The sequence below is a fragment of the Acidimicrobiales bacterium genome (genome assembly GCA_040219085.1).
Taxonomy (GTDB): Bacteria; Actinomycetota; Acidimicrobiia; order Acidimicrobiales; family JAVJTC01; genus JAVJTC01.
In genome coordinates this window covers 198,677-222,072 of the sequence record JAVJTC010000020.1, presented here as the reverse complement: position 1 = coordinate 222,072, position 23,396 = coordinate 198,677, and the positions used below count along the sequence as shown (strand labels likewise).

18 protein-coding genes are annotated in these 23,396 nt (G+C 68.7%); 5 read left to right on the top strand and 13 right to left on the bottom strand.

Features of this window, described 5'->3' with window-relative positions:
- Positions 1–2: 2 nt before the first annotated feature.
- The 3 genes from secA to RIE08_08430 form a co-directional block, all read right to left on the bottom strand.
- Complete coding sequence (gene secA, locus RIE08_08440) at positions 3–2,762, bottom strand: preprotein translocase subunit SecA (GenBank protein MEQ8717629.1); 2,760 nt, start codon at positions 2,760–2,762, stop codon at positions 3–5.
- Between the two features lie 71 nt (positions 2,763–2,833).
- Positions 2,834–3,469, bottom strand: coding sequence for a ribosome-associated translation inhibitor RaiA (gene raiA / locus RIE08_08435; protein ID MEQ8717628.1), 636 nt, complete (start codon positions 3,467–3,469; stop codon positions 2,834–2,836).
- Positions 3,466–4,107, bottom strand: a complete 642-nt coding sequence (locus tag RIE08_08430; GenBank protein MEQ8717627.1) for a phosphoribosyltransferase family protein — start codon at positions 4,105–4,107, stop codon at positions 3,466–3,468. The genes raiA and RIE08_08430 overlap by 4 nt, the downstream gene beginning before the upstream one ends.
- Positions 4,108–4,179: 72 nt before the next feature.
- Between RIE08_08430 and RIE08_08425 the strand changes: the two genes are divergently transcribed.
- Positions 4,180–5,307, top strand: coding sequence for a UDP-galactopyranose mutase (locus RIE08_08425; protein MEQ8717626.1), 1,128 nt, complete (start codon positions 4,180–4,182; stop codon positions 5,305–5,307).
- A 296-nt stretch (positions 5,308–5,603) separates the two neighbouring features.
- Entirely contained in the window at positions 5,604–6,584 is a 981-nt protein-coding gene (locus RIE08_08420; GenBank protein ID MEQ8717625.1) for a hypothetical protein, read from the top strand.
- A 51-nt stretch (positions 6,585–6,635) separates the two neighbouring features.
- On the opposite strand, the gene ahcY is transcribed toward RIE08_08420, so the two are convergent.
- The 8 genes from ahcY to RIE08_08380 form a co-directional block, all read right to left on the bottom strand.
- Positions 6,636–8,081, bottom strand: a complete 1,446-nt coding sequence (ahcY, locus tag RIE08_08415) for an adenosylhomocysteinase (protein MEQ8717624.1) — start codon at positions 8,079–8,081, stop codon at positions 6,636–6,638.
- A 54-nt stretch (positions 8,082–8,135) separates the two neighbouring features.
- Positions 8,136–9,176 carry a bifunctional phosphoglucose/phosphomannose isomerase gene (locus tag RIE08_08410; GenBank protein ID MEQ8717623.1) on the bottom strand — a complete coding sequence of 347 codons (1,041 nt, stop codon included), beginning with the start codon at positions 9,174–9,176 and terminating at the stop codon, positions 8,136–8,138.
- Positions 9,173–9,409: a Trm112 family protein gene (locus RIE08_08405; protein ID MEQ8717622.1), complete on the bottom strand. Its 237-nt coding sequence runs from the start codon at positions 9,407–9,409 to the stop codon at positions 9,173–9,175. Before RIE08_08405 ends, RIE08_08410 begins: the two co-directional genes overlap by 4 nt.
- Positions 9,410–9,434: 25 nt before the next feature.
- Complete coding sequence (gene manB / locus RIE08_08400) at positions 9,435–10,787, bottom strand: phosphomannomutase/phosphoglucomutase (GenBank protein ID MEQ8717621.1); 1,353 nt, start codon at positions 10,785–10,787, stop codon at positions 9,435–9,437.
- Complete coding sequence (locus RIE08_08395) at positions 10,784–11,539, bottom strand: glycosyltransferase (protein MEQ8717620.1); 756 nt, start codon at positions 11,537–11,539, stop codon at positions 10,784–10,786. The genes manB and RIE08_08395 overlap by 4 nt, the downstream gene beginning before the upstream one ends.
- Positions 11,536–14,250 carry a hypothetical protein gene (locus RIE08_08390; GenBank protein ID MEQ8717619.1) on the bottom strand — a complete coding sequence of 905 codons (2,715 nt, stop codon included), beginning with the start codon at positions 14,248–14,250 and terminating at the stop codon, positions 11,536–11,538. Before RIE08_08390 ends, RIE08_08395 begins: the two co-directional genes overlap by 4 nt.
- 66 nt (positions 14,251–14,316) lie before the next feature.
- Complete coding sequence (locus tag RIE08_08385) at positions 14,317–14,502, bottom strand: hypothetical protein (protein ID MEQ8717618.1); 186 nt, start codon at positions 14,500–14,502, stop codon at positions 14,317–14,319.
- A gap of 111 nt (positions 14,503–14,613) precedes the next feature.
- Positions 14,614–15,393 carry a type II CAAX endopeptidase family protein gene (locus tag RIE08_08380; protein ID MEQ8717617.1) on the bottom strand — a complete coding sequence of 260 codons (780 nt, stop codon included), beginning with the start codon at positions 15,391–15,393 and terminating at the stop codon, positions 14,614–14,616.
- Positions 15,394–15,490: 97 nt separating this feature from the next.
- Here RIE08_08380 and ftsH point away from each other — a divergent pair, with 97 nt between their 5' ends.
- The 3 genes from ftsH to RIE08_08365 all read left to right on the top strand — a co-directional run bounded on the left by ftsH (position 15,491) and on the right by RIE08_08365 (position 18,683).
- Positions 15,491–17,527 carry an ATP-dependent zinc metalloprotease FtsH gene (gene ftsH / locus RIE08_08375; GenBank protein MEQ8717616.1) on the top strand — a complete coding sequence of 679 codons (2,037 nt, stop codon included), beginning with the start codon at positions 15,491–15,493 and terminating at the stop codon, positions 17,525–17,527.
- A gap of 47 nt (positions 17,528–17,574) precedes the next feature.
- Positions 17,575–17,946: a thioredoxin family protein gene (locus tag RIE08_08370; GenBank protein ID MEQ8717615.1), complete on the top strand. Its 372-nt coding sequence runs from the start codon at positions 17,575–17,577 to the stop codon at positions 17,944–17,946.
- Between the two features lie 80 nt (positions 17,947–18,026).
- Positions 18,027–18,683, top strand: coding sequence for a hypothetical protein (locus RIE08_08365; protein MEQ8717614.1), 657 nt, complete (start codon positions 18,027–18,029; stop codon positions 18,681–18,683).
- Positions 18,684–18,704: 21 nt separating this feature from the next.
- On the opposite strand, the gene RIE08_08360 is transcribed toward RIE08_08365, so the two are convergent.
- Positions 18,705–20,249, bottom strand: a complete 1,545-nt coding sequence (locus RIE08_08360; protein ID MEQ8717613.1) for a DUF5719 family protein — start codon at positions 20,247–20,249, stop codon at positions 18,705–18,707.
- Positions 20,246–23,374 (bottom strand): glycosyltransferase family 2 protein, encoded by a 3,129-nt coding sequence (locus tag RIE08_08355; protein ID MEQ8717612.1) that lies wholly within the window; start codon positions 23,372–23,374, stop codon positions 20,246–20,248. Before RIE08_08355 ends, RIE08_08360 begins: the two co-directional genes overlap by 4 nt.
- Between the last annotated feature and the right edge of the window lie 22 nt (positions 23,375–23,396).

Below are 23,396 nucleotides of genomic sequence, written 5' to 3'. Positions count from 1 at the left end.
CCTCAGCCGCCACCGTGGCAGTGCTTGAACTTCTTGCCCGAGCCGCACGGACACGGCGCGTTGCGCGGCGTCTTGTCCCAGTCGGACTTGACCACCGGCGTGTGCGACGCCTGCTGGTTCTCCTCGATGAGCTTGGGACCGGTCTCCTCGGCCACCTGGGCGGCCGCCTGTTCGGTCGCCCTGGCGGCCGTGCTGGGGGCCCGGCTGGGCTCCACCGGACCCGACTCGGTGACGCCCGTGGCGTCGCCTGTGCCGTCGGCGTCGCCGCTGTCGGACTCGGCGGTGGCCTTCTCTTCGATCTTGACCTGGACGCGCATCACGTAGGTGACGAAGTCCCGCGCGATGTTGTCCATCATCGCTCCGAACATCTCGAAGCCTTCGCGCTGCCACTCCGTGAGTGGATCCTTCTGGCCCATCGCCCGCAGATGGATGCCGTCCTTGAGGTAATCCATCTCGTAGAGGTGCTCGCGCCAACGCTGGTCGATGATGCGCAACATCACCTGACGCTCGATGGCCCGCATGGCCTCTTCGCCGATGTCGCCCTCGCGTGCTTCGTAGACAGCCGTCGCCTCACCCATCAGGACGTCGTAGATCTCGTCCGTGGAGTCGGCTGCGACGAGATCGTCCACGTCGAGTTCGCTCGGCCAGAGGTTGGCGACCTCAGCGAGGAGCGTGTCCAGATCCCAGTCCTCGGCGTTCTCGGAGATGCACGAGGCCCGGATGGTGGAATCGATGGCGTCGGCGAGGTACTCGAGCGCCTCGTCGCGCAGGTTGGCGCCGTCGAGGATCTGGTCGCGGCGCTTGTAGATGACCTTGCGCTGCTCGTTCATCACCTCGTCGTACTCGAGGACGCGCTTGCGACTCTCCGCGTTCTTCTGCTCGACGGTGTTCTGGGCCCGCTCCACGGCCTTGGTGACCATCTTCGACTCGATCGGCGTGTCGTCGGGCAGGGACTTACCCATCACCCAGTTCATGGCACCGGTCGCGAAGATCCGCATCAGCTCGTCCTCGAGCGAGATGTAGAAGCGGCTCGCTCCCGGATCGCCCTGGCGGCCGGACCGGCCACGCAGCTGGTTGTCGATCCGGCGGCTGTCGTGCCGCTCGGTGGCGAGCACGTAGAGGCCGCCGAGCTCGCGGACGACCTTGCCCTCCTCTTCGCATTCGGGCTCGTACTTCGCGAGCAGGTCCGCGAGTCGGGCCTGGCCCTCCTCGCTGTCCGGGGCCAGGCCCTCGGCGGTGAGATCGCGACCGGCGAGCGCCTCGGGGTTGCCGCCGAGGATGATGTCGACGCCGCGTCCGGCCATGTTCGTGGCGACCGTCACCGAGTGGAGCCGACCTGCCTGCGCGACGATGTCGGCCTCACGGGCGTGCTGTTTCGCGTTGAGGACCTCATGGGGGATGCCGCGCTGGTCGAGCAGGCGGCCGAGCTTCTCGCTCTTCTCCACCGAGATCGTTCCGACCAGCACGGGCTGGCCGACCTCGTAGCGCTCGGCGAGGTCGTCGGCGACCGCGTCGAACTTGGAGTCCTCGCTGCGGTAGATGACGTCGTCGCGGTCATCTCGCGCCAGCGGCCTGTTGGTCGGGATGGGCACGACGTGCAGGCCGTAGGTGCCGTGGAACTCGGCCGCTTCGGTCTCGGCCGTACCGGTCATGCCGGCGAGCTTGTCGTAGAGACGGAAGTAGTTCTGCAGGGTGATCGTGGCGAGCGTCTGGTTCTCGTCTTTGATCTTGACGCCCTCTTTGGCCTCCACCGCCTGGTGCAGCCCGTCGGACCAGCGTCGACCCTCGAGCACGCGACCCGTGAACTCGTCGACGATCTTCACCTCGCCGTTGGTGACGATGTAGTCCTTGTCGCGCTTGTACAACTCCTTGGCCTTGAGGGCGACCCCGAGTTGGTGCACGTAGTTGGACTGGACCGAGTCGTAGAGGTTCTCGATGCCGAGCGCCCGCTCGACGGCGTGGATGCCCTCCTCCACCGGCGCGACGATGCGCTTCTCCTCGTCGACGTCGTAGTGGACGTCACGCTGGAGGCTACGCACGATGGAGGCGAACGTGTAGTAGGTCTGCGCGGCGTCAGCCAGGCGCCCCGAGATGATCAGGGGGGTCCGGGCCTCGTCGATGAGGATCGAGTCGATCTCGTCGACGATGCAGAAGTTGTGGCCTCGCTGCACCTGTCGGGAACGGGCGAGCGCCATGTTGTCGCGCAGATAGTCGAAGCCGAGTTCGTTGTTGGTGCCGTAGGTGATGTCGGAGGTGTACTGCTCCCGCTTGAACTGGGGGTCACGGTTGCCGGGCACGATGATCCCGACGCTCAGCCCGAGGAACTGGTGGACCTCGCCCATCCACTGGGCGTCACGCGCGGCCAGGTAGTCGTTGACCGTGACGACGTGGACGCCCTTGCCGGACAGACCGTTGAGATACACGGGCAGCGTGGACACGAGGGTCTTGCCCTCACCCGTCTTCATCTCGGCGACCCACCCGAAGTGCAGGGCCGCACCGCCCATCAGCTGGACGTCGTAGTGGCGCTGACCGAGGACACGCGTCGCGGCCTCGCGCACGACGGCGAAGGCCTCGACGAGAATGTCGTCGAGCTCCTCGCCGTCGGCGAGCCTGTTGCGGAACTCGTCGGTCTTGGCGCGCAGTTCGGCGTCGGTGAGGGGTGTGACTTCGGGCTCGAGGTCGTTGATGAGCGGCACGAGGCCCTCGAGGGCCCTGAGCTTCTTACCTTCGCCCGTGCGGAGAATCTTCTTGAAGACTGACATCTGGACGCGCAGTCTACCGGCGCGCTCGAAAGTGTCCGGGCAGGGGTCCGCCCGGACACCACCGCCCGGTCTCAGCCGGAGACGCCGCTACCCACCCGATCGCCGTCGAGGCTCTCGTCCGCTTCGTCCTCGGCGTGGTCGATGAGGCCGTAGTCGCCGTCGTGGCGCCGATAGACGACAGCCCCACGGCCGGTCTGGGCATTGGTGAAGAAGTAGAAGTCGTGCGAGACGAGCTCCAGCATCTGGACGGCCTCGATGGGCGTCATCGGGTCCAGAGTGAACGACTTGGTACGCACGATCTGGGGCTCGGCGGTCTCCAGCGGCTCCATCTCGACCTCGATGGGCGGCTGGGTCGGCTGAACCGGGGCACCTCGGTGCCAGCGGTTGACGAGCTTCGTCTTGAGCTTGCGGAGCTGGCGCTCGAGCTTCTCGACGGCGATGTCCACGGCGCTGAAGGCATCCGGAGCGGCGACCTTGCACCGCACATGGTGACCGTGGCCCGACAAGGTGACCTCGCACACCTCCTTGTCGGAGATGCGCGGGTTGCGCTCCTCGGAGAAATGCACCTCCGCGAGGTCCAGACCGTCGACGAACCGGTCGAGGCGACCGATCTTGTCGCGGGTGTACTCGTCGAGACGACTGCTCACATGGGTGTGGCGGCTGCTGATGGAAACGTCCACGTCATCCTCCGTAAGGACTGCGGTCATGAGATGTTACGGCCACAGGCACCCTCTTTTGAAATGCCGAAGGTCCGCTCTGGTCGCGCGGCCACGACAACCGCGTCGACACGCCGGGCACCTGCGGTCCGGAGACCTGCTGCGGCTGCAGCGAGCGAGGTGCCGGTGGTGGCCACGTCGTCGACGACGAGCACCGAGCCGTGCACCGCTCGCCGGACGGCCAGGATCGGCCCCGTGAGACGCTCCTCGCGCGTGGCCGTCGTCTGAGCACCACCGCGCCGCGCGAGCAGACGCCTGGCGGGTACCCCCAGACGACGAGCGAGGCGACGGGCGAGGACCTCACTCTGGTCGTAGCCACGCCGTCGACGGTTCACCGGTGCAGCGGGAACCCAGGTGACGACATCGGGACGGCGGGTGACGACGCCGGCGAGTTCGGCCGCCAGCCGCGGCACCACCCGGCGGGCGTTGCGGTACTTCAGTGCGGCGACCAGGCGGCGCGTGGCCCCCTCGTAGGCGAAGCGGACCCCGAGCGAGTCCAGGCCCGGAACCCGGGGCGGATCGTGCGCCGACGGCAACCCCGCGAGGCAGGCGTCGCAGGGGGCCGGTCCCGGCGTGGCACACAGCGGGCAGGTGGAGGTGATGAGCACCGCGGCGACGTTACGGGTCAACGGTGACAGCCTCCCGGGCGCACCGCTCTCGACGATCCCGACGCTCCGTCGAACAGATGCCAGACTGCGCCCATGGCGAGAATCGCAGTGATCGGCGCCGGGTGGACCGGAGCGGTCGTGGCCCGCGAGCTGACCGACGCCGGCCACCGCGTCGAGGTCCTCGAACGCGCGGCCGTCGTGGGCGGCCACAGCCGCGTCGAGACGCTCAACGGCGTGGTCTACGAGCCCAACGGCGCCCACATCTTCCACACGTCGGATCCGACCGTGAAGGACTACGTGAGTCGCTTCGGGATGGGTCGGCCCTACGAACACGTCGTGGTCACCGAGGTGTACCTCTCCCCCGACGATGACGAGCCCCGCTTGTTGTCGTGGCCGCCCCAGGTGGCCGAACTGCGTGAGCTGCCGATCTGGCCGGTCGTGGAACGCGAACTGGCCGAGCTTCCGCCCGAACCCATCGGCGAGAGCTTCGAGGAACACGTCATCTCGCTCATGGGGCCCACCCTGTACGGCCTGTTCATCCGCGACTACACGGTCAAGCAGTGGGACCGCGACCCCCGTGAGCTGTCCGCCCGCTTCGCGCCCAAGCGGGTCGAACTGCGCGACGACGGGTACCGACGCCTGTTCCGCGATACCTGGGAGTTCTTCGAGGCGGAAGGGGTCAACTCGATCATCGAGGCGATCCTGGCTCCGGTCTCGGTGACCGCCGGTGCGACGATCTCGATGGACCACGCCGACGACCTGGCCGCGGAGTTCGACATGGCGGTCATCACGGCGCCGCTCGACGACTTCGCCGGATGTCCCGGTGAACTCGAGTGGCGCGGGATCGAGATGCGGTCCCGCTACGTGCCGACGGACACTCCCGACGGGACGGTCACCCCTGCCTACGTCGTCAACCGACCGTCGCTGCGGGTCCCGTACACACGCACGGTCGAGACCAAGCACGCGACCGGGCAGTCGATCCTCGGGACCGTCGTCAGCGAGGAGATCCCCGGCTCACCGGCTCGCCACTACCCGGTTCCCCGCGTCGACGGGCGCAACACGACCCGCAACGGGGAGTTGATGGCCGAGATCGCGGACGCGTTCGACATCCCCGTCCTGTTCGCCGGCCGACTCGCGACGTACCGCTACATCAACCAGGACGAGGCGATCACCGACGCTCTGCGCTGCGCAACCGAGGCGCTGGACCACTTCGCCCCCTGACCGGCGGTGCTCGACGCGACGGCCGGCGCGGTCTTCAGGCTCCTCGTGCGGGTGTTCCTGCAGACTGCAAATCGGTGGGACACACGCCGATATCCGCAATTGCGGATATCCGGGGTCTGAACCGGAGATCGAAACTCCGACGTCGCGCCGCCGCTCAAGGGCCCCGTCTGCGAAACTGGCCGAGATGTACGCGATCGCGTACATCGGCCGGCGGAAACGGAATCGAAGTGGCGGCACACGGATCGATTCCTCAGGCAGGAACTCAAGAACCACTCTTTGTGTGCCGATGACGGGCTGTGGACTTCGCAACCCTGCTCGTGGTCACGATCGTCGTCGGGTTGGCAGTCGGCCGACTGATCAACACGATGTTGCATCACATCGGACTGGGCGCCGGTCGACCCGGTGTCGAGTGGCTCTGTCTCGCCACCTGGCTGCTCGTGGGCTCGATCTCCGCAACGCTCGTTCCGGACTTCGATTCGAACCCCTGGGGCTCGGGAACGCGTCTAGGGATCATGGCCGCATTGGCCATTGTCCCCGTCCTGCGACTCTCGATGTACCGCTATTGCATGCGCGTGACAGAAGCACCACCCGCGTCCACTCCGGTACCAGCAGCGACCATCCCGTCCTGGGCGGAGACCCTCGTGGCCGAGGCCGTATCCGGTGGATGGCGGGTCATTGAGATCACCGAGACCCCGCGCGTGGGCCGGGCCGTCGAGCTGACGCGCGAAGGCAGCGCCTGCCAACTCTCGATCGCCCGGGTACCGCGAAGTGCGTTCACCTTCTTCCTGAAGGCTCCGGTGGCGATCACCACGTCCGTCACGACCGACGGACGAGGTCTGGTCGCGTCGGGCAACGTGGGGATCCACCTCGTCGACCACGACCGCTGCCTCGCACAGTGGGCCCGCGACGCCTCGTTGACCGAACTCGTGACAGCCCACGAACGACTGCTGCAGCGCCTTCGTTCAGCGGGCGTCGGCTTCGCGACCTTCACGTCGACTGAGGCCCACGAGCACGCCGCGGACGCCTCGTGTCGGTCGTTGACAGAAGACCGGGACTGGCGCACGAGAGCGGCAACCGGCGTCGACCGCATGCTGACGACCCGACACCACGAACCGAGCGCAGCCGACATCGCCGAGTTCGTCCGCGAGACGAAGGGACTCGCCCACCTGCCGCCACCACCCCTCGGCCCCGTGACGGAGCCACCTGCCGGGCCCGAACCAACCCGACCGGCGCCCCTGTCAGGCACCGACACGGCCCGATGGCGCCAGCCGGGCTGACGGACACCGCGGGCACCCACGCGCCGCGGCAGCTCGTCGCCGTGGAGTGCCCTAGTACCGGTAGTGATCCGGCTTGTAGGGGCCGTCGACGGCGATGCCGAGGTACGACGCCTGCTCGGGTGACAGCTCCGTGAGGCGCACGCCCAGAGCGTCGAGATGCAACCGGGCGACCTCCTCGTCGAGGTGTTTGGGCAGGGTCACGACGTCGAGTCCGTAGCTCTCGGCCTCACGCTGGAGCTCGAGTTGAGCGATCACCTGGTTCGTGAACGAACACGACATGACGAAGCTCGGGTGGCCCGTCGCGTTGCCGAGGTTCAACAGCCGCCCCTCGGACAAGACGATGATCGAGTGACCGTCGGGGAAGACGAACTCGTCGACCTGGGGCTTGATGGTGATCCGCTGCACATCCGAGAGCTTCAGGAGGCCGGCCATGTCGATCTCGTTGTCGAAGTGGCCGATGTTGCCGACGATGGCCTGGTTCTTCATCCGGGCCATGTGCTCGACCGAGATGACGTCCTTGTTGCCGGTCGACGAGATGAAGATGTCGCCGATCTCCATGACGTCCTCGAGGGTGCGCACCTCGAAACCCTCCATGGCGGCCTGCAGGGCGCAGATCGGATCGATCTCGGTGACGATCACCCGGGCGCCCTGACCGCGCAGGCTCTGGGCGCAACCCTTGCCGACGTCGCCGTAGCCGCAGACCACGGCGATCTTTCCGCCGATCATCACGTCGGTGGCACGGTTGATGCCGTCGATGAGCGAGTGCCGGATCCCGTAGAGGTTGTCGAACTTGGACTTGGTGACCGAGTCGTTCACGTTGATGGCCGGGAACAGCAGGGTCCCCGCGTCACGCATCTGGTAGAGCCGGTTCACCCCGGTGGTCGTCTCCTCGGACACACCGCGGATGTCGGCGGCCACCCGACCCCACACCTCGTCGTCTTCGGTCTGGATACGCCGCAGCGTGTCGAGGATGATCTTCCACTCGTCGGGGTCGTCGTCGGCCGCGTCGGGAACGGCGCCCGCCTTCTCGTACTCCACGCCCTTGTGGACCAGGAGCGTGGCGTCACCTCCGTCGTCGACGATCAGCGTCGGCCCGGCGCCGCCCGGCCAGCGCAGCACCTGTTCGGTGCACCACCAGTACTCCTCGAGGCTCTCGCCCTTCCATGCGTACACCGGGACACCCTCGAGACCGTCGGGGGTTCCGGTCGGACCCACGACGACCGCTGCCGCGGCGTGGTCCTGGGTCGAGAAGATGTTGCACGACGCCCACCGGACCTCCGCGCCGAGAGCCGTCAGGGTCTCGATCAGCACCGCCGTCTGCACGGTCATGTGCAGCGAGCCGGTGATGCGCGCGCCGGCCAGCGGCTGGTCGTCGTGGTACCGCGCCCTCAGGGCCATCAGCCCGGGCATCTCGTTCTCGGCGAGGCGGATCTCGTTGCGTCCGTACTCGGCGAGCGAGAGGTCGGCAACCTTGTAGTCGTTCCCTGTGATCTTCACGGCGGCCACCCTACCGACGCGCCGGTCGCGCCCCGCCGGCGAGCGGAAGCGGGCCTAGACCAGCCCCTCCAGGCGGGACTTGAGCTCGGCGATGGCCGGAATCGGACCCGGGTCGATTCCCTCGAGGCCGGCCATCTCGAGGGAGACGGCGTCTCCGAACATCATCATGTCGAGAACCTGGGCGATGACGCCGTCACCGCCGGCCTCCACCTCGTGGATGTCGGAGACGACCTCGCCGATCATCTCGGACAGGACGGCGAACGTCTCACCGACGGCGGGGTGCTCGTCGTCGTGACGCAGGAACACGAGCGAGAAGACCTGCCGCGTCACGTCACCGTGCTGGCCCCAACCGACGACCTCGTTGTGACACAGCTCGGGCACGGTGTTGGAGAAGGCCGGGACTTTGGCGTTCTCGTTGATCTGGGTCTTCCAGCGCCGCGCGGCGACGTCACCGGTGCCACCGCCGCCGTAGATGATCGGCAGCGTCCGGCCGATCCGCCGGGCGAGATCGAGAGCGGGACTCGCGGGCCCGGTCAGCTCCGCGCCACGTCGCCTGAGCTGCTCGACCGCCAGGCCGATCCACTCCCCCGCCCCGGGGAAGAACCCCATTCGCTCCAACACGACCAGCGGCGGGATCGCAACGGCCCCCAGACCCGCACGTGGCATCGGGATCGAGGCGTCGACGGGAACGACGGGCGCCCCCCAGCCCCGGGCGAGTTCACCGAGCCGTCCGCCGCCGGTGACGGCGACGACCTGGCCCCCGAGTGAGGCCGCGGTGATCGTCGCCTCGACCGTCTCGGCCGTGTTCCCCGACGCCGACACGGCCATGACCAGGGTCGATTCCGAGACGTAGGACGGCGTCGTGTAGTTCTTCACCACGACGACGGGTAGCGACATGAACGGTCCCGCGGTGACGGTCAGGAAGTCCCCCGCGATCCCGCTACCGCCCATTCCGAGGACGAGTACGTTCGTGATGCCCTTGGGGTCCGGTAGCCCGTCGACGGCCTGTGCCGCCGCGACGGCGGCCTCCACCTGGTCGGGGAGCCCGGCGAAGGCGTCCCACATTCCGAGCGTGTCGATCCGTTGCGCGCTCACGGTGTGAACGTCGGTTCGATCGCCAGTTCGGCCGCACGCGCCATGATCGAGTCGTGCTCGGCCTCGTCGACGTTGTCGGCCTCGTCGATGAGCATGACAGGGATGCCGTCATCGATCCGGTACCTGCGGTGCAGGCGCGGGTTGTACAGGAAATCGTCGGCCTCGAAATAGAGCAGCGGACCCTTGTCCTCGGGGCAGGCGAGGATGTCGAGCAGGCGGCGGTCCAGTGTCATTGTCGTCCTCGGTTCGTCGTTTTCGTCAGCCGCCGTCGATGATCGCCCGCACCTCGGCGACGTGCGCGTCGACCGAGTCCGCGTCGGGCGCCTCGAGGTTCAGTCGCAACAGCGGTTCGGTGTTGGAGGCTCGAAGGTTGAACCACCAGTCTCCGAGGTCCACCGTCAGCCCGTCCAACTCGTCGAGATCGGCATCGGAGTATGCGGCGCGGACCCGGTCGATCACGGCACCCTGATCGCCGACGCGGAGGTTGATCTCCCCCGATGCGGCGTAGCGCTCGAAGGGCTTGCGGAGCTCTGAGAGCGGCTGGCCCGACTCGGCCATCAGGCGCAGGATCGTGAGCGCGGCGATGACCCCTGAATCGGCCCGGTAGTTGTCGCGGAAGTAGTAGTGGCCCGAGTGCTCACCGGCGAAGATCGCTCCCGTCTCGGCCATCGTCGACTTGATGTAGGAGTGCCCCACCCGCGTCCGAACAGCGGTTCCGCCGCGTTCGGTGACGATCTCGGGGACGGACTTGGAACAGATCAGGTTGTAGAGGACCGTGCCACCGGGCTCACGGCCCAGCAGCGCCGCCCCGACCATCGCCGTGGTCGTGGAGCCCGACAGCGGCTCGGCGTGCTCGTCGACGATGAAGACACGGTCCGCGTCGCCGTCGAATGCCAGGCCGATCGAGGCGCCGACCTCGAGGACGCGGTCCCGCAGGTCACGCTGGTTCTCGACCTGGATCGGGTCGGCCGGGTGGTTGGGGAACGTCCCGTCGAGCTCCGGGTACATGACCTCCAGGTCCACCGGCAGCCCGGCGAACATCGCCGGAACCACGAGGCCCCCCATCCCGTTGGCGACGTCCGCCACCACCTTCACGGCGCCGATCCCTGCGACGCCGACCAGCGCGTGGACATGGGCGACGAAGTCCTCGAGGAGGTCCTCGGACCGCCTCTCGCCGCGGGTGTCGGCCGGCTCCACGCCCTCAGCGGCGAGTCGGCGGATTTCCGCGAGACCCGACTCCGCCCCGATCGGGGCCGCCCCGGCCCGGCACGACTTGATGCCGTTGTACTCGGCGGGGTTGTGCGAGGCGGTGAACACCACGCCCGGGGCGCCGCGTGAGCCGGATGCGTAGTAGAGGAGGTCCGTGGAGATGAGCCCGAGATCCACGATGTCGAGGCCCTGGGACATCACGCCCTCGGCGAACGCCTCACTCAGAGCGACCCCCGACTCCCTCATGTCGCGTCCGAGCAGGACCTCGGTCACCCCGGGGTCGTCGTCGCGGATGAAACGCCCGAACGCGGCACCCAGGCGTCCCGCCAGATCGGCGTCGAGTTGGTCGGGCACCACACCACGGATGTCGTAGGCCTTGACGATGGCATCGAGGTCCGTCACGAGGCGACACTACCGCGTGCCGGGGAACTCCCCGGAACGACGCGCGGCCCGTAGTCGCCCCGCCGGGAACGGGTGCGGATGCGGGCGATGTCGCGCAGCAGGGAGACACCGTCACGTAACGGGCGGACCGACGACGACACGCGGTTGTCGACGGACACCGGCACCTGCACGAAGGAGTGACCGCGCCTGTCGAGGAGATGGATCACCTCGACGTCGAACGCGAAGCCGTCCACCCGGCACCGCCCGAAGACGTCGCGGGCCGTGGTCGCGGTGAACGCCTTGAGACCGCACTGCGTGTCGAGGCGCCGCCCGACGAGAAAGCGTCCGGCGACCACCGAGATCGCCCACCCGCCGATGCGCCGCAGGCGACTCGGGGCCGCGGCGCCCGGAGCGAGTCGGCGGTCCCCCAACGCGGCATCGGCGCCGTCGAGGACCGGCGCGAGCACGGCGGCGATGACGGAGGGCGGGTAGGCGAGGTCTGCGTCGCAGAAGGCGACCACGTCGCCGGTGGCGACGGCCATGCCGGTGCGCACCGCATGACCCTTCCCCCGGTTGCGCGGCGACTCGACGACGACATCGGCCCACTTTCGAGCGACGGCCGCCGTCTCGTCACGTGAGCCGTCGTCGACGACGACCAGCTCGACGCCGGACGAGCCGAGTGCGCCGGGCAGTTCGGCGCGCAGACGCTGAAGGCTCGTGGCGATCACATCGGCCTCCTCGTAGGCGGGGACGACGACCGAGACGGTCCTCACGGCAGCACCGGATCGGGATCTGGGTTCGGATCCGCGTCTGGGTCCGGATCGGGATCCGGGTTCGGATCCGCGTCTGGGTCCGGATCGGGATCCGGGACCGGATCTGCGTCCGGAGTGTCCCGAAGGCCCCATGCGAGAACGTCGGGACGCCGAGCGAGACCCAGGGCCGTCACGATGCCCAGTCCTGTCACCAGATAGGCGGCCGCGTCGATGCCCGTCCAGCCGTAGCGCAGCGTGACGTTCGTGTCGGTGGGGACGACCACCATCAGGTTGGGGGCGATCCGCCAAGGCCCCTCGGCCCCGTCGACCTCCCAGTTCGGGAAATAGGAGACCCTGACGACGACCGGCACGCCGACCTCGTCGACCACGAAGGACACCCGGTCGGTGTCGGTCTCGATGTCGCTCACCGAGACGTCGCGGTAGGCGGGCGGCGGCGGAGCTGCGTCGAGCACAGCTCCGAGCTGCGAGACCTCGACGCGGCGCCACTCGTCGGGACCGTCGGCCGCGATCACGACGTCCGTGGAGGCAACGAAAGCCTCCACCCCCACGTCGAGCCACGAGTCGGCCGAGCCGTCGATGCCCTCGACCACCACCGGATCGGCGTCGAGAGCGGACACCAGCTCCGAGCCGCTGACCTCGAAGACGACCCATGCCCCCGCTCTGTCGATCTCGACGAGGTCGCTGTCGGCGCGGGCCTCGCTGATAGCGCGGTCGCTCACTGCGAGGTGGTAACGCACGCCGAGCTCACGCAGGTGGGCCACACCGCGGTCGATGTCGAAGGGTCCGTAGGGGATGTCACGCATCGCCCGGCTCGGCGAGGCGGAAAGCTCCGACTGGACCAGGAAGTGGTAGGGCACCGTGGCGGATGACTCGAAGTACAGGCCCTCCATCGAACCGATGCAGCCGTCGGTCCAGTGCGGCAGCAACATCAACGACATCGGCGTCCCGTAACTGTCGAGCACGTCCTTGTCGTACTCCCACATCGCCCGGCCGCACCCCCGGGTCTCACCGATACGTTCCATCGTCGTCACCACCGCGTGGTACTCGAGGTACCCCCCGCCCGCGGCGTTGGCGGCCTTGCCCTCGTAGCCCGAGAAGTTCCAGCGGGCCCACGAGGGCACGAAACTCGACGACGCCGTTCCGAAGGCCACGGCGTCGGTTCCGGGGAGTGCGACCCCGTACCGGCCGTCGGCGTCGGTATCCCCGAACCCGCCGAGGCTGTGCAGCGGGATCGCGACGGCGCCGACCACGACCAGCGCCGTCACGGCGAGGGCGCCGAGCGCCGCCGACCGTGACCGCCGAACGAGTCGACCCGACACCGGAATCACCCGGACGAGCTCCACCACCGCACCGGCGACGGCACCCTGGGCCACCCATGACGCGGGGTCCGTCATCTGACCCTGTAGGCGCCGGGCCTCGACGCCGTCGGCACCCATCAGAACCTCGAGGACCACCCTGGCGATCACGCCGTTGAAGGCGACGTCGTCGATCAGCACCGCGACCGCAGCCGCCGGAACGGACAGGGCCGCGGCGAGCCGCCGACGCGACGGCCCGGTCCCGTCCCGGCCGGCCAGCAGCGACGGTCCACCTGTGAGCGCCCGCACGACCAGACCGATCGCGATCGCGGCCAACAGGACCAGACACAGGTAGTAGAAGGGCAACAGCCGGGCGTTCCAGAGTCGGCCCTGCGGAGCGAACCGGAATGCGAGTCCGTACACGGCGGCCACGACGGCCAGCAGCCGCGCCAGGCGGGACCCGCCGAGGATCGCCACCACCACACCCACCGACGCGAGCGCGTACACCCACCACAGGTCGTCCCGGAACAGGTTGGGCCAGTAGGCGGTGACCTTGCGCCAGCCCATGTCGTTGAAATAGGCGCGCCGCCACCAGAACGGGAGGATCCAGAACGCGCTCAGACACGCCGACAGGACCGCGACGACGACGAACCACTCGATGCGTCGTCGCCGGGTGTCGGTCAACGCGAGCACCAGCGCGCACACGGCCATGAAGATGGCGGGGATGAGGTGCGTGAGGACCGTCAGAGCGGCGAGCACGGCGGCGAGGACCCGGTACCGCCCTTCGGCGCAGCCGCGGTACATCACGCCGATCGTGACGAGGGCCAGGCTGAGCGAGATCGAGAACGCGAACTCCCCTGCGAGGGTGGACGCCACGTTCCCACCCCAGATCCAGTAGAAGCGGTCGAAGAGGAAGAAGAGGCTGAAGAGAGCGAGCAGCGGCGGGACCGGGAACGGAGCCCTGGTCAGTCTGCCGAGTGCCCAGGCCGACAGCGGTAGCGACACGACACCCGCCACGGCCACCAGCTTGAACGCCACGCCGTAGGGAACGACGAACGACAACACGGCGATCACCAGCGCGGGTATCACCATGTAGAAGTGGAACGCGGGGAAACCCGCGTACCAGTCCGGGCTCCACCCGCTGAGGCGGAACCGGGGCAGCAGCTCGTCCCGTAGGAAGGCCGGGCCCCAGACGTGTGCCCCCATGTCGCCGCCGGCGGGGGTCGTGTCCCGCAGCAGCAGCTGCGGCTCCAGCTGCCAGAAGACGAAGAGACAGCATCCAGCGACGACCACCGCGGAGATCCATGATTCGGCCGATGCCTCTCGGACGCGCTCGAGGCGGAGCGCGACCCGACGGGACCGTGGGATCAGCGGGATCCGGGAAGAACCCGTTCGGTCGAGGGTGACGCCGGCCATCGCGGCGCCATGGTCCCACGAGCGGGACGGGTGGGGCAGGTCGCCGTCCGCGGCGATCCCCGCCTGTCAGCGGCTGGCGGCTTCGAACTCGCTGATCTCGGCGAGGACGCCGTTCAGGGGTACGTGGTCACCGTCGAGATTCCACTCGCGACGGTCACACGACGAACACGACCGCAACGTGAAGGTGCGCGTGCCGCGTTCCATGCGGATCTCGACGAGTTCGCGTTCGCACTCGGGACAGCGCTGCGCCATTTCGTTCCTCCGACTCCGTATCGCTCAGAGTGCGGATCGGCGCCCCGCGCGGCGATGTGAGCGACCGGGCCCTCTTTGGGACTCATGGCCCATCGGGGCCCCCACACGCAGCTACGTGAGCAGCACTACCACGGTCGTCGCGTTGAACGCGACGTGGGCCCACACCGCCCGCCCCAGACGTCCGTCGCGTCGGACGAGCCATGCGGCGACGAGACCGAACGCCATGAGAGCCGGGAACTGGAGGGGCTGGAGGTGGACGATGCCGAACACGAACGAGGAGCCGACGACGGCGACCGCCGCACCCCACCGCCTACCGAGCGCGCCCATGAGCAGCCCACGGAAGAAAAGTTCCTCGACGATCGGGGCGCCGACGACCACGACGAGAACGAGCAGGACGACGCCCACACCGTCTGTCGCCTTCACCGTGAGTTCGCGAGCCGCATCGGCGACCTCGTCCGTGTCGATGAACGGGGTCAGCGGCAGGTAGATCAACGGCACCATCACCAACTGGGCGACGACGCCGATCACGAGTCCGGTCGGCACGTCGCCTGGGCGCATCGACGCCCCGAGGTCCGAGACGACGCTCCCACCGCGGGCCCGCACGGCCCACAGCGGTGCACCCAGCAGACCGATCCACAGCGGGATCTGGAGCAACGCGATCAACGAGAGAGGCGGGCCCGGTGCCGACGCCTCGACGCCCGACACGACCTGGGCCACGACGCGTCCCACGTAGGCGCCGAGGCCGGTCGGGGCGTCCACGTCGAAATCGTCCACTGCGAAGACCGCGCCACCCACGAGCACCGAAGCGAAGGTTCCGACAAGGAGGCCGACGACGGCTTCACGCAGTCCCCAGGTCGGCCCGGTCGCCGCCTCGGGCGCATCAGCACTCACCTACCCAAGCCTAGGAGTGACCCACCGGGCAGCCGACCCGATCCCGCGACCGGTCCACGACCACCGCAGGACCATCGGTTGGCCGTACCATGGATCCATGCCGTCGGAGCCCCCTCCTCCGCCACCGCCTCCGCCTCCGGAGCGCCGAAACTCCCATCGCGAGCCCACGCCGGAAGGTCAACAGACCGGTTGGCCCCGATGGATCGCATGGGTCGCGCTCGCGGCGATCGTGGCCATCTTCGTCCTTCCGGCCGTTCTCAGCGGTGACAGCGGCGACCCGATCGCCTACGACGAGTTCCTCGTCCAGGTCGGTGAGGGCCAGGTCACCGAGGTCAAGGTCGACAACAACAACGGCGAGATCGACGGCACTCTCGCCGACGGTTCCGAGTTCACCACGACGGGTCCGCTGCAGATTCCCGACGCCGACCTCGAGTTCATGCGGGAGAACATCCCGACCGTCGAGTTCGACACGCCCCAGTCGAGTTTCTGGATCAGCCTGCTGCCGCTGCTGTTGCCCGTAGGCCTGCTGATCCTCTTCTTCTGGTGGCTGAACCGTCGCGCCCAGGGCCAGATGAGCGGGATCATGTCCATCGGTCGCTCCAAGGCCAAGACCTATTCGACCGAGCGTCCCGGCACCACCTTCGAAGACGTCGCGGGGTACGAGGGCGTCAAGACCGAGATCACCGAGGTCGTCGACTTCCTCAAGCACCCCGAGAAGTTCGCCCAGATCGGCGCCCGGATCCCCAAGGGCGTGCTGCTGGTCGGCCCGCCGGGTACGGGTAAGACCCTCATCGCCCGTGCGGTCGCAGGCGAAGCCGGTGTTCCGTTCCTGTCCGTGACCGGTTCGGACTTCATGGAGATGTTCGTCGGCGTGGGAGCGTCGCGGGTCAGGGACCTGTTCCAGTCGGCCCGCAAGTTGGGCCGGGCGATCATCTTCGTCGACGAGATCGACTCCATAGGCCGCAAGCGCGGGGCCGGCCTCGGCGGCGGCCACGACGAGCGCGAGCAGACACTCAACCAGATGCTCTCGGAAATGGACGGCTTCGAAGCCACCGAGGGCATCGTCATGATGGCCGCCACCGACCGCCCCGACATCTTGGACCCTGCGTTGTTGCGCCCGGGCCGCTTCGACCGTCAGGTCATCGTGCCGCTGCCCGAACTCGAGGACCGCCGCCAGATCCTCGAGGTCCACGTGAAGTCGAAGAAGCTCGGCGACGACGTCGACCTCGGCGTCGTCGCCCGGGGCACCCCGGGCATGTCCGGCGCAGACCTCGCGAACCTCGTCAACGAGGCGGCACTGTTCGCCGTGCGCGGCGGGGACGACAAGATCGAGGCCCGTCACTTCGAGTACGCCCGCGACCGGGTGATCATGGGGCAGTCCCGTGACTCGATGGCTCTCTCCGACGACGAGAAGGAGGCAATCGCCTACCACGAGGCGGGCCATGCGCTCTGCGCGGCGCTCCTACCGACGTCGGATCCGCTCCACAAGGTCACCATCATCCCCTCCGGCATGGCACTCGGTGTCACGATGCAGCTGCCCGCCGAGGAACGTCACATCTACCGCCAGGACTACATCGAGGACTCGCTCGTGTTGCGCATGGGCGGGCGGATCGCGGAGGACGTGGTCTTCGACGTGATCTCCACCGGCGCCAACAACGATCTCGTCGGCGCCACCGAACTCGCCCGCAAGATGGTCCGCGAATGGGGCATGAGTGACCGTGTCGGCCCCATGGCGTGGGGTAGCCAGGGCGAGGTCTTCCTCGGCGAGGACATGATGCACACCCGCGAGTACTCCGACGAGACCGCGCGGGTGATCGACGAGGAGGTCGAAGGCATCCTGCGCACGGCGGAGAACCGATGTCGGGAGCTCATCACCGAGAACCGCAACAGCCTGGACCTCGTGGCCAAGGCTCTGCTCGACCACGAGACCATCTCCGGCGATGAAGTCGTGCGACTGATCGCGATCAGCGGTGACGGCGACGGCAAGGTGTCCGACGTGATCACCCGGCCGCCGGTGGGGTCGTTCGGAAACGGCTCCGGCGACCACGAAGCTGAGACCCCAGTCGACGACGCTCCCGCATCGACCGGTTCGACCCCCTACACCGCGCCGGCCGCGCCACCGCCGCCGGGCTGATCACCCCGTTCCTCGTCGTTCTCGCGGTCGCCGTCGTCGCAACGGCCGTGGCCCTCGCCGCACGACGCCGTGCCGCATCGAACACCTCCCCGGCTCCGACGGGAACGGTCCCGACCCACATCCGCCGTCGGGACCTCGGCGTCGGTCCGCAGGGCTGGCTGCTGGTGACCTTCACCTCGGCGGACTGCTCGTCGTGCGAAAGGGTCCGTGAGCGCGTCGAGGCGCTGGCCTCCGCCGATGTGATCGTCCACGACGTCGAGTACGGCGCCGAGCCCGACCTGCACCGCCGCTACGGCATCGACGCCGTCCCACTCACGGTCCTCGTCGACCGGGAGGGCCGCGTCGGCGTTGCCGTTCTCGGACCGCTCAGCGACGAACACGAGGCCGAACTCCGCTCTCACGTCGCCCAGGATCACTGATCGGACCCCTCCGACCGGTGAAGCGACCGGTACCGACCCGCGCGCGATGATCGAACCACCCCCCACCCGAGGAGACCCTCATGCCCACGTCACTTCTGCGACTCCTGTTCGCCCTCCTGTGCGTTTCTCTCGCTGCCGCCGCGTGCGGAGGCGACGATGACGACACCAGTGCGGGCGACATCGCAGATGACGTCGCCGAAGGTGCCGGCGAGGTCGCCGAGGACGCAGGCGACGCCATCGAGGACGCAGGCGACGCCGCCGAGGACGCAGGCGACGCCATCGAGGACGCGACCGACGGGTCCTCCGAAGGCCCCACCGGCGACGACGAGGTCGACGACTTCATCGAGGACCAGCGCCAGACCGTCGAGGACGCCATCGAGTCACAGGGTGGCGGCGGAGCGACCCTGACCGTCGGCGGCGAGACCTACACCTTCGACGCCGTCGTCTGTGCGTTCGGTCCCGACGAGATCGGCCAGGAAGGCGCGGAACTCGTCGTCACGGGAATCACCGACGGACTCCAGTTGTACGTGTCGATCGACTCCTTCGGGCACTCCGTCGACCTCCAGGACATCGAGGACTTCGAGAATCAGCGTGTGTCGCTTTCCGCACTGCCCTTCCTCAACAGCGAGGAGTTCATCCAGGTCGACGGCAAGAACGTCACCGCCGAGGCGTCGTTCATCGACGACACGAACAACGGTGCTGAGGTCGACGGCACCCTCGAGGCGACCTGCCCCTGACCGCGACGCCGTGGGCCCGACTCAGAAGGAGAAAAGGTCGGGCTCCACGGCGGTGTCGCTGCGGGGTATCCCCGGACGTGTCACGAAGCCGTCCCGTACCGTCTCGACGATCACCGGCGTCGTCGCCTCCACGATGAAGGCTTCGGCCTGACCGACCGAGTGGTCGGCGAGGTCGATGACCGCCCGCCTTCGCGGCCCGACCTCGACATCGGACAGTGACGGGACCTCGAGGATCTCGCCGTCGAGGATCACCGAGACGGAGACACGACTGATGGTCGCCGCCGAGGGGTTCACCACGTCGATGACAGGGACCGGGCCCGCCACGGACGCGTCGTTGCCGACGACGATCATCGTCGCTCCCAGCGATGTACCCAGCGATGTGGACACGCCGACCCCGGTGGTTTCCGTCGCCGTGGTGACGACGCGTTCGACCACCACCGGTTGCGCATTGAACGACCGCACCACAGCCCAGTGCGCAACGGCCTCGGGCAGCCGTTCGGCCGTCGACACGACCTGGCTGTCCGGCAACGGGTGCGGTTCGCCCTCGTTGACCACCACGACCACGCGCTGACCCGCGGGCACGGTCAGCGGGAACGGCGTGACCGGGAGAGCGGCCGCCTCGTCCACCTGGAACTCCAACTCGACCTCGGCGACGCGCTCACCCGGGTTGTAGATGACATAGCTCGTGGTGGTCCCCTCCGGACCTGAGCCCGCCGCGAAGAACCACTGCAGGGCCGGCCGCGCTGCGAGACCCAACTCGATCCCGTTGAGGCCCTCGGAGCCGTCCCATGTCTCGATCCTGCCGGCGACGACACGCCCGCTGACGACATCCACGGTCGTCGACACCTGTTCGCGCCGGGCCACGACCATGCCGATGTCGAGAGTGAGCACCGAGCGGGCCCCAACGACGACGTTGGAGAACTCGTCGGGCCGACGGGCTCCGTCGTCGGTGGCGAAGGCGACGTCGACGACAGCGGCGTCAGGGAACGGGTTGAACAGTGTGAGCAGGTGCCGGGCCCCGCGCTGGGTGGTTCCCGCGGCCAGCATCCACCTGTCGGCCGGCGAGGGGGTACACGCCACCGACGAGTAACGCTGCGGACCGCTGTAGACCATCTCCGCGACGACTTCGGGCTCGGCCGTCTCGACGAGCACGGCGATGGCGAACTCCGCGAGACCGTCGAGTTCGGGCAGACGATCGGTTGCGAGCGGTCCGAGCTCGACGTCGATCGAGTCGGCCGCACCGACGGTGAGTGTCTCGACGACCGGGTCCTGGGCGTTGGACGTGCCTGCGATGTTGGGGACCGCCGTGTGCACGGTGAGCACGACCTCCGACGGCGATGTGGTCGGGTTCGTGAGCACCAGCCTCGTCGTCCCGTCGGGGTCCACGAAACCGGAGGGGCAGTACCAGGACCAGCCGTCGTCACCGGGTGCACCGGAGACGGGGACGGTCACCACCTCGACCGCCGCGGCGTCGTCGGGCTCGTCGCGATCACGGGTGTCGAGCACACCGACGAGGATCAACAGCGCCGGCAGGATGATCAGCGCCGGCCAACGGAGGGCGTTCACGCAGCCGCCCTCACCGGTCGGGCGAGCTCACGCAGGCCGTAGGCCGCGACCACGAGCCACAGGAGGATCTGAGCCACGAGGATCAGGCGGTGCGACGTCGGCGTGGACCGCTCGACGTCGACGATGCCTCCCGTCGCGGAGGTGTCGAACACCTCGGCCCATCCGTATGCGGAGGCGCCGTCCACGGACGCCCCGTCGATGCTGACCTGCCAGTCCCCTGCCGCACTGGAGACGAAGACGTCCCGGTCGGAACCGACCGTCGCGCTGACCCGGCCGTCGGCGCCGGGTCCGAACACGAGGGCCTCGGGGTCGATCCGGATCGTGTTCGCGTCGAAGGGGTCGGTGGTGCCGTCGAGTCGCCCGCTCTCCACGGCCAGCGTGAGGGCCGCCGGCTCGGCATTGCGGAACACCACGAGGCCCTCGCGGGTGTCCAGGCGCTCGAGGTCGAGTTGCTCGGCGAGTCGCTCCACCAGGAGAGGGTCCACCGGTCGTTCGATGGCGCCGAATGGCGCTGGCGCCAGACGCTCGACGACCACCACGTAGCGGATGCCCATCGGAGCCAACAGCCGTCCGAGACGATCGGTCCCCCGGGCGACTGACGCGTCCAGAACGTCGGCGACCGCTGCGGTCGCGTCGTCGAGTTGTCCCGGCCAGCGCGCGGTGACCGCGGGCTGGGCACCGGGTGCCACGGCGAAGGCGGTCTCGTCGTCCAGCGGCCACGCACCGAGCCCGAGCACGTCGGCGTCGCCGATCCACAGGGTGCGGAACGAGTCGTCGGCGGCATCGTCGGCCAGCCCGGCGAGCGAGGTCGTGAAATCCCCGCGGGGCATGTCCCAGCGTCCGTCGAAGCTGGCGCCGAGCACGGGCACCGCCGCCACCACGAGCGCAGCCGCGGCCGCTGCGGGGATGAGTTGGCGCCAACCGAACCCGTACTGGTGCAGATCGAACTGGAAGCTCGCCATTCCCATTCCCACGGCGAGTGCGAGCCCGACGGCACCGGGCACCAGGAGGACCTCGGCACGGGGGATCGACTGGGTGAACCAACCCTGTTGACCCACCCACGTCAGAGACACGGCGCCGACGTAGAGCGTCCAACCACGCACGGCCCACACGAGACGCCAGTCACGGGCCAATACGACCGACAGGGAAGCCGCTCCGAGCAGGGCCCATCCGGCCACACCGGGGTCGAGGGGACCGATCGCGAACCGCATCAGCTCGCCTGCGCCGAGTTCCCCCGCGGCGGTGGACCGCGCCCCGAGCAGCGGCGTCCAGGACCGGTCGCCACCGATGAGGTCGAGGACCCACGGCAGCTCCAGGACGAGCGCCAACACGACCCCACCGACTCCGGCGGCGAGGAGACGGCCGGCATGCGGCGTCGTGCCGGCGACCAGAGACCCCAGTGCCATGGCCACCATCATGAAGCCGACGAGGAGTACGAGCTCGGGCGCCAACGCCCCGACCGCGCCGACGACGAGGCCGAGAACGACGACATGGCCCCGGGCGGTCCCCCGCTCGACGAGTCCGAACGGTGGCAGAGCCTCAGCCGATGCGAGGCGGGCGAGGACCCACGGCGCTGCGCCGTACAGGATCAGTGCCGTCCAGGATCCGTTGGCGAGGGCGTTGTACGGCAGCGGGATGACGAGGTAGGTGATGACGCCCACCAGTGCCACGGCCCGACTCGAGAACGGCCTCAGCAGCTGTGACACGCCGAGCCCACCAACGGGGATGGCCCCCAGAACGAGGACGGTCCGCAACAGGCCGAGTTGACCGAAGGCGAATGTCCCCGCCAGTGAGAGCACGGCGAACCCGGGTGGCGCCCAGCCGTCGGAGCCCAGGCCCGTCGTCCTCAGCGAGTCGAACCAGCCGCTGTAGAGGTCGCCGAGCCCGTCACCGAACGGGGCCAGGTCCCCCACCACCGGGATGCCCCTCGTGACGAGGTGACGAGACCCGAAGAAGAACACGACGAGGACGAGGGCCCAGGTGAGCAGCGACACCCGCATCGGTCCCGAACGCGCCTGGCGAGCCAGCTCGCGTCCACGTTCGACGACGCCACCGCGGTCGATGTCGTCGAGGCTGCGTTCCCGGAAGAAGGCGCTGAGCCGTGCGAAACCGCGCACCTGCAGGTGCCTGACCTCACCGTCGGGGAGGAGTCGCAACGGGGCGAGCGAACGACGACGACCGACGATCCCGGCGAAGTGTCCGAAGTTCCACACCCATGCCGACGCGATCTCGCGTGCCCGCCCGAATCGCAGCGAGCCACAGGCGACGACGATCTCCGCGAGGGCGAACAGGATCGCCTGGGGGATGACCATCAGGGAGTGCACGAAGCCGTAGTTCGACAGGACCATCCGGACTTCGTGACGCCGTCGCAGGCGTTGCGCGTCGGCGGTGTCGCGACGCGTGGCGAGCGCTTCGCGGTGGCGTACGACGGCATCGGGCACGAGCATCACCCGGGCACCCGCGACATGGGCCCGCCAGCACAGGTCGAGGTCCTCGCCGTGGAACGACATCACCTCGTCGAAGCCACCGAGAGCCTCGAAGAGGTCCCGGCGCACGAGCATGCACGCGCTCGGCACGGCGAACACGTCACGCACGGCGTCATGTTGTTCCTGGTCCAGTTCGCCACGTTCGGCGTGAGGTGACTCCGCACCCGTCTTGTCGGCACCGAGCCCGACCTGGAGGATCCTGCGCGGATCGTCCCAGTCCACGAGCTTCGGGCCGACGACGGCGGCGTTCGAACGGACCGCCTCCTCCACCAGGAGGCGCACGGCGTCGGGAGCCAGCGCCACGTCGTCGTGACAGATCAGCAGGAACGCGCCGCTCGCGCCACCGATCGCAGCATTCGCCGCAGGCGAGAAGCCCCGGTCGGCGAGAAGCGGCACGATCTCGGCATCGGCCACCACCCGGTGGACGCGCGCGCCGAATGCGTCGTCGGCGCCGGCAGCGCCGGACGCGACGACCGACACGGACAGACGTGGGTAGTCCTGCGCGGCGATCGACGCCAGGCTGTCCTCGAACCACTCACCGGGGTCATGGGCCACGACGACGACGCGCACCGAAGGGGCCGCCGGACGATCCACCGGGGTCTGCCCGGTCGTCGGGAGGAGACGACCTGGAGATTCCACTGGTGGCGCAGGGTACCCTGGC